The 7004-nt window shown below is 67.5% G+C and carries 6 protein-coding genes and 1 riboswitch; of the genes, 1 reads left to right on the top strand and 5 read right to left on the bottom strand.

Translation table 11 applies throughout. From position 1 onward, the window contains the following. Positions 1-645, bottom strand: a 645-nt coding sequence (locus HOQ08_RS09235; protein WP_291193552.1) for a carbamoyl-phosphate synthase domain-containing protein, incomplete at its 3' end; no start/stop codon positions are given. 211 nt (positions 646-856) lie between these two features. Here HOQ08_RS09235 and HOQ08_RS09230 point away from each other — a divergent pair. Then, positions 857-1552 (top strand): 2OG-Fe(II) oxygenase, encoded by a 696-nt coding sequence (locus HOQ08_RS09230; protein ID WP_291193550.1) that lies wholly within the window; start codon positions 857-859, stop codon positions 1550-1552. Positions 1553-1555: 3 nt separating this feature from the next. On the opposite strand, the gene HOQ08_RS09225 is transcribed toward HOQ08_RS09230, so the two are convergent. The 4 genes from HOQ08_RS09225 to dnaK all read right to left on the bottom strand — a co-directional run bounded on the left by HOQ08_RS09225 (position 1556) and on the right by dnaK (position 6949). Next, positions 1556-2554, bottom strand: a complete 999-nt coding sequence (locus HOQ08_RS09225; RefSeq protein WP_291193548.1) for a sodium:calcium antiporter — start codon at positions 2552-2554, stop codon at positions 1556-1558. Next, positions 2535-2787: riboswitch (yybP-ykoY riboswitch) on the bottom strand. It overlaps the preceding gene by 20 nt. A 57-nt stretch (positions 2788-2844) precedes the next feature. Continuing rightward, entirely contained in the window at positions 2845-3636 is a 792-nt protein-coding gene (gene dapB, locus HOQ08_RS09220; RefSeq protein ID WP_291193546.1) for a 4-hydroxy-tetrahydrodipicolinate reductase, read from the bottom strand. Positions 3637-3791: 155 nt separating this feature from the next. Further along, positions 3792-4925, bottom strand: coding sequence for a molecular chaperone DnaJ (gene dnaJ, locus HOQ08_RS09215; RefSeq protein WP_291193544.1), 1134 nt, complete (start codon positions 4923-4925; stop codon positions 3792-3794). 107 nt (positions 4926-5032) lie between these two features. After that, a complete protein-coding gene (gene dnaK / locus HOQ08_RS09210; RefSeq protein WP_291193541.1) occupies positions 5033-6949 on the bottom strand; it encodes a molecular chaperone DnaK in 1917 nt (638 codons plus the stop codon). Positions 6950-7004: the final 55 nt, after the last annotated feature.

Below are 7004 nucleotides of genomic sequence, written 5' to 3'. Positions count from 1 at the left end.
CACGGTGACGTCGCAGCCCTGTTCGGCGAGCAAGCGCAGGATGTTGAGCTTGGTGCCGAAGTCGTACGCGACCACCTTGAAGCGCAACTTGGGCTGGTTGAAGGCGGCGCGGTCGAGGTCGTACGCGCCTTCGGTCCAGCGGTAGGCCTCGCGCACGCTGACCACCTTGGCCAGGTCCATGCCGTTCAATCCGGGGAACGCGCGCGCCTTGGCCAGCGCGTCGTTGGCGTCGATCGATTCGCCGGCCGCGATGCAGCCGTTCAGCGCGCCCTTGTCGCGCAGGATGCGGGTCAGCCGGCGCGTGTCGATGCCGGCAATCGCCACCACGTTCTGGCGCTCGAGGTATTCGGGCAGGGTTTCGGTGCTGCGCCAGTTGCTGGGGCGGCGCGGCACGTCGCGCACGATCAGGCCGGCGGCCTGCACCCGGGTCGACTCGCCATCGGGCGGGTTGATGCCGGTATTGCCGACGTGCGGATAGGTGAGCGTGACGATCTGGCGGGCGTAGGACGGATCGGTGAGGATCTCCTGGTAGCCCGTCATCGCCGTATTGAAAACCACCTCGCCGACGGTTTCGCCAGCCGCGCCCACGGCGTGGCCGTGGAACACGCTGCCGTCTTCGAGGGCAAGCAGAGCGGGAATGGGCATGGGGCCGCCTTTAGGTGCAGCAAGGTCCGCAAGCCGCGTGGAAGCAGGCTTGTGGACCTTGGGGTCGGAAGAAGTCTTGGGCGGGACGCAATGATAGGTGCGGGGGGCCTTGCTGTCCACCGCACGGAAGCGTGAACAGGACGTCCAGGCGGACGTCTGGGCGTTGCGGGCGCGCGCTAAACTGGCTGGCATTCCGTTCCAGCGGCCGTCCATGAACGCCACCGTCCTGCTCGATCCCGCCCGTCTCGACCGCCCGGATACCGACGTGCGGCTGGAGCCGTTTCCGTTCCTGATCGCACACGGCCAACTGCCCGATGACGCGCGCCCGGAGCTGGAGCGGGATTTCCCACGCTACGGCAGCGCGGGCTTCTTTCCCTATGATCCGGCCGATTGCGGCCCCTCGATCAATGCGCTGGTGGCGAACCTCACGGCACCGGCCTTCGCCAGTGCGATCGGGGCGCACCTGGGCATCGACGACCTGGGCCAGTACCCCACGCTGGTCACCTTGTGCCGCCACCTCAACAAGCGCCACGGCACCATCCACACCGACAGCAGATCCAAGGTCGCCACCGCCCTGCTCTATCTCAACAACCGGTGGCCGGACACCAGCGACGGCTGCCTGCGCTTCCTGCGCCGCATCGACGACATCGATGACGTGGTCGTGCCCGAGCTCACGCCGCTGTACGGCGAGTTCGCCGTGTTCAAGCGCTGCGACAACTCCTTCCACGGCCACCTGCCCTACGAGGGCGAACGCCGGGTGATCCAGGTCGCCTGGCTGACCAGCGAAGAGGAGAAGCTGCGCAAGACGCGCCGCGGCAAGTTCGCGCGCAGCTTCAAGAAGCTGCTCGGCGCGCTGGACCGCAGGTTCGGCGCCGGGCGCGGCCGCAATGCCGCGCACCGCGATTGAGTTTCAGGCAAAGCGCCACGCCACGAACGCGGCGAACAGCGCGTAGAGCAGCCCCACGGGCACCAGCCACCGCGCATTCACGTGTCCGCGCTGGAACAGCCACCACAGGTAGGCCACCGCCACCGTGGTCAGCGCACCGGCCACGATCAGCGGCGCATCGAACAGCCAGGGCGTAAAGAACAGCGCCAGCGAGCTGGGGATGGTGGCCTGGATCATCATCGCGCCGGAGATGTTCGCCAGCGCGAGCCGCTCCTTGCCCTGGCGCACCCAGATCAGCGCATTGACCGTTTCGGGCAACTCGGTGGCGACGGGACTCAGCACCAGTGCCACGATGTGTGCCGACAGCCCGAGCGCCAGGCCGATCACCTCGATTTGCGTGACGAAGACGCGCGAGGCGATGGCGATGACCGCCAGTGCCAGTCCGCTCTGCGCCAGCACGCGCCACAGTGCCGGGTCGGCCGCGCCGGGCTGGAACTTCAACGGCTCCAGCGCTTCCTCCTCGGGCGAGGTGTCGCCGGTTCGAAGCTCGCGCCACACGTACAGCGCATAGGCGGCAAGAAACAGCACGCCGAGCCAGGGCTTCAACGCAAACGCCACCAGGCCCAGCGCGCACTTGACCACGAAGATCGACAGGAACCAGCGCTGGTCGCGCGCGAGCCGCACGCTGTCGACCTTGACCATCGCGCTTTCCCGCTGCAGTCGGCGGCGGTTGCTCCACAACGCAACGCCCACCACCGCATAGGCGATGGTGCCAAGCACCAGCGGCCCGCCGAGCGCCGCGCCGACACCGATATCGCGCTGTTCCGGCGTGTGCCCGAGCACCACGGCAATGAACGTGACCGCGCTCTCCGGCAACGCCGTGCCAAAGGCGGCAAGCACGGTGCCGGTGGCGGTGGCGTCCAGCCGGAACTTGCGGCCAAGCCACTCGATGCCGTTGACGAAATACTCGCAGGCCGCGTAGATCGCGCCGGCGGAAAGCAGAAACCACAGCGTGGTGAGCATCAATGCAGATCCGGCCGGGCGAGCGGAAACCAATGGCGCGACGATGCGGCCCGCCCGGCAAGGGTTCGAGCACATCGTGGCCAAAGGTCTCGCCGGGCAGCGCACGCCGATTGGCGACGGTGCGGCCATCCACGCCATGGAGCGTTCACTCCAAGTGTGTTGACGCGGATTCCTCGGGAAACGAAGGCAGGGCCTTCGCGGGGTGAGGATGGCTACTCCCCAATGACAACCAGTGCATGGTAGCGGCCCCACACCCGCGCAACAAGCGCGGGGCCACCGACGCAAGCGCTCTAGGCCAGGCGTTGTGCCAGCAAGGCGTCCAGGTCGTAGGCGCCGGGCGGTTGGCCACACAGCCAATGCGCTGCCTCGATGGCGCCGCGCGCGAAGATCGTCCGATCGGTGGCCCGATGCCCCAGCTCCACGCGTTCGCCCTGCCCGATCAACAGCGCCGAGTGCTCGCCGACGATGTCGCCGCCGCGCACCACGGCGAAGCCGATGCCGCCGATGCGACGCGCGCCTTGGCGTCCGCCCGTCACGCCATCGCGCGCCAGGGTGGTACCGCGCGCGGCGGCGGCCGTTTCGCCGAGCGAGAGCGCGGTGCCGGAAGGTGCGTCGAGCTTGCGTCCGTGGTGCGCCTCGATGATCTCCAGGTCCCAGTCCGGCAGGGCAGCAGCAGCCTGCCGCAGCAGCCGCGCAAGCACGGCCACGCCCAGGCTGAAGTTGCTCGCGTGCATCAGCGGGATGCGCTTGGCCGCGTCGGATATGCAGGCCTTGAGTGCCGCATCGATGCCAGTGGTGCCGCTGACCAGCGCGATGCCGTGTGCTTGGCAGTGCGCCAGCGCCGAGGTCAGCCCGCCTGGCCCGCTGAAGTCGATCACCACGTCGAGCGCTTCCCGCGGCCAGTCGGCACGCAGGCATGGCTCAGCGCGATCGTGGTAGGCCCGTTCGCCCAACTGCGGCATGCCCTGCGCGGTCACCGTGGCGACCAGCTCGAAGCGGTCGTCGTCGCGCAGCAGATCGAGCAGCGCGCGGCCCATGCGGCCAGTAGCACCGTTGACGGCCAGGCGGAGTGGTCGATTCATCGCAGGTCCAAGCGTAAAGTCGCTAGCGTAACAGCGCCGGCGCCTTCCCCACCGTGCCGATGGGTGAGGTGCGAGTGCACGCACCACGGGCGCCTCTGAAATTCCGGATCGCTCCCGGCCTGCATGCGCCGAGCCGCCGGCGGCGACGAGACCCGCTATGAAGTAACCCGCGACAGGAACTCCTTCACTCCAGCGACCCAGCTCTTGGCGCGTGGCGTGTGGGTATCGGCGTCGCCATCGGCGAAGGTGGCCTCCAGCTTCTCCAGCAGCTCGCGCTGTTCGCGGGTGAGGCGCACCGGCGTCTCCACCAGGACCCGGCAGATCAGGTCGCCCACCCTGCCGGAACGCACCGATTTCACGCCGCGACCGCGCAGGCGGAAGGTCTGCCCGGTCTGGGTTTCGGGCGGAATCGACACCGCCACCTCGCCCTCCAGAGTGGGTACCTTGAGTTCGGAGCCGAGTGCGGCCTGCGCGAAGCGGATCGGCACTTCGCAATGCAGGTCGTTGCCATCGCGCTGGAAAATGGCGTGCTCGCGCACGCGCACGTCGACATAGAGATCGCCCGGTTCGGCGCCTGCCGGGCCGGCCTCGCCCTGGCCCGAGAGGCGGATGCGGTCGCCGTTGTCCACGCCTGGGGGGATGCGCACCGAAAGCGTGCGCCGCTCCTCCAGCAGGCCTTCGCCGTGGCAGGCCTTGCAGGGCTTCTCGATGCTCTGGCCGCTGCCGCCGCAATGCGGGCAGGCCTGCTGGATCGAGAAGATGCCGTTCTGCATCCGCACGCGGCCGTGGCCGTGGCAGGTCTTGCACTGCACCGTCTTGCCGTCGGCCGAGCCGGTGCCATTGCAGTGGTGGCAATTGACCTGGGTCGGGATCTCGATCGTCTTCTCGACGCCGAAAACCGCCTCCTCCAGGTCCAGCTCCATCACGTAGCGCAGGTCCGCCCCGCGGCGTGCGCGCCCGCGGCCGCCACCCATGCCGAAGATGTCGCCGAAGATGTCGCCGAAAATGTCGCCCATGTCGCCGAAGCCGCCGCCGCGTCCGCCCATGCCGCCTTCGAAGGCAGCATGGCCGTGCTGGTCGTACATGGCGCGCTTCTGCGGGTCGGCCAGGACCTCGTACGCTTCCTTGGCCTCCTTGAACTTTTCCTGCGCGGAGGGATCGTCCGGGCAACGGTCCGGATGGTATTTCATCGCCAGGCGGCGGAAGGATTTCTTCAGCTCGACTTCGGTGACGCTGCGCTCGACGCCGAGCACCTCGTAGTAATCGCGCTTGCCCGTTGCTGCATTCATGACTTCAACTGCACCCCTGCTCCAATCCTGGCCGCTCGCTCAGCAAACAGCCCGCGCGACATGATAGCCGGCGGGCTGTTTCGTTGCGGCACCGGCGGACCCGATGATTACTTCTTCTCGTCCTTGACCTCGGTGAACTCGGCATCGACCACGTCGTCGGGCTGGGCCGAGCCGCCCGGCGCGGCCTGCGGCCCGGCCTCGGGACCGGCGCCACCCTGCGCTGCCGCATAAAGCGCCTGCGCGACCTGCTCGAGCTTCTGCATCTTGGCCTCGATCTGCGCCTTGTCGTCGCTGTCCTTGACCTTCTCCAGGTCGGACAAGGCTTCCTCGATGCCGCCGATCTGCGCGCCGACCTTGCCGCCGTGCTCCTTCAGCGCGCTGCGGGTGGCGTGCACCAGCTGGTCGGCCTTGTTGCGGGTGGCGACCAGCTCGTGGAACTTCTTGTCCTCTTCCTTGTTCGCCTCGGCGTCGGCGACCATCCGCTGGATCTCCTCCTCGGACAGGCCCGAGCCGGCCTTGATCTCGATCTTCTGTTCCTTGCCGGTCTTCTTGTCCTTCGCCGACACGTGCAGGATGCCGTTGGCGTCGATGTCGAAGGTGACCTCGATCTGCGGCATGCCGCGCGGCGCCGGATCGATGCCGGAGAGATCGAAGCGGCCCAGCGACTTGTTCGCACTGGCGCGCTCGCGCTCGCCCTGCAGCACGTGCACGGTCACCGCGGTCTGGTTGTCGTCGGCGGTGGAGAAGGTCTGCGCGGCCTTGGTCGGCACGGTGGTGTTCTTCTCGATCAGCTTGGTCATCACGCCGCCCATCGTCTCGATGCCGAGCGACAGCGGGGTGACGTCCAGCAGCAGCACGTCCTTGACCGAGCCGCCCAGCACGCCGCCCTGGATCGCCGCGCCCACGGCCACGGCCTCGTCGGGGTTGACGTCCTTGCGCGGTTCCTTGCCGAAGAAGTCCTTGACCGACTCCTGCACCTTGGGCATGCGGGTCTGGCCGCCGACCAGGATCACCTCGTTGATGTCGGATACGCGCAGGCCGGCGTCGTTGAGCGCGATGCGACACGGCTCGATGGTGCGCTTGACCAGGTCCTCCACCAGCGCCTCGAGCTTGGCGCGGGTGAGCTTGATGTTGAGGTGCTTGGGGCCGGAGGCATCGGCGGTCACGTACGGCAGGTTCACCTCGGTCTGGTGCGCGGAAGAGAGCTCGATCTTCGCTCGCTCGGCCGCGTCCTTCAGGCGCTGCAGCGCCAGCGGGTCCTTGCGCAGGTCGATGCCCTGGTCCTTCTGGAATTCGTCGACCAGGTAGTCGATGACGCGCTTGTCGAAGTCCTCGCCGCCGAGGAAGGTGTCGCCGTTGGTGGCCAGCACCTCGAACTGCTTCTCGCCGTCGACTTCGGCGATCTCGATGATCGACACGTCGAAGGTGCCGCCGCCCAGGTCATAGACCGCGATCTTGCGGTCGCCGCCCTTCTTGTCCAGGCCATAGGCCAGCGCGGCCGCGGTCGGCTCGTTGATGATGCGCTTGACCTCCAGGCCCGCGATGCGGCCGGCGTCCTTGGTCGCCTGGCGCTGGCTGTCGTTGAAATAGGCCGGCACCGTGATCACCGCCTCGGTGACGCTTTCGCCGAGATAATCCTCGGCGGTCTTCTTCATCTTCATCAGCACCTTGGCGGAAACTTCCTGCGGCGCCATCTTCTTGCCGTCGGAGGTCTGCACCCAGGCGTCGCCGTTGTCGTGCGCCACGATGCCGTAGGGCACGATGTGCAGGTCCTTCTGGACCTCGGCGTCGGTGAACTTGCGGCCGATCAGGCGCTTGACCGCGTAGAAAGTGTTCTTCGGGTTGGTCACGCTCTGGCGCTTGGCCGGCGCGCCCACGAGGACCTCGTTGTCCTTGCTGAAGGCGACGATGGACGGGGTGGTGCGATCGCCCTCGGCGTTCTCGATCACCTTGGTGGTGCTGCCGTCCATGATGGCGACGCAGGAATTGGTGGTACCCAGGTCGATGCCGATGATCTTGCCCATACTCTCCGCTCCAAAATGTTTTCTAGGCGGCCCCCGCGGCCGCGATGGTTTTCCA

This window comes from Frateuria sp. (genome assembly GCF_013362045.1).
Taxonomy (GTDB): Bacteria; Pseudomonadota; Gammaproteobacteria; order Xanthomonadales; family Rhodanobacteraceae; genus Frateuria_A.
Note: the sequence above shows the minus strand (reverse complement) of the source record. Positions and strands in the feature narration are given on the sequence as shown.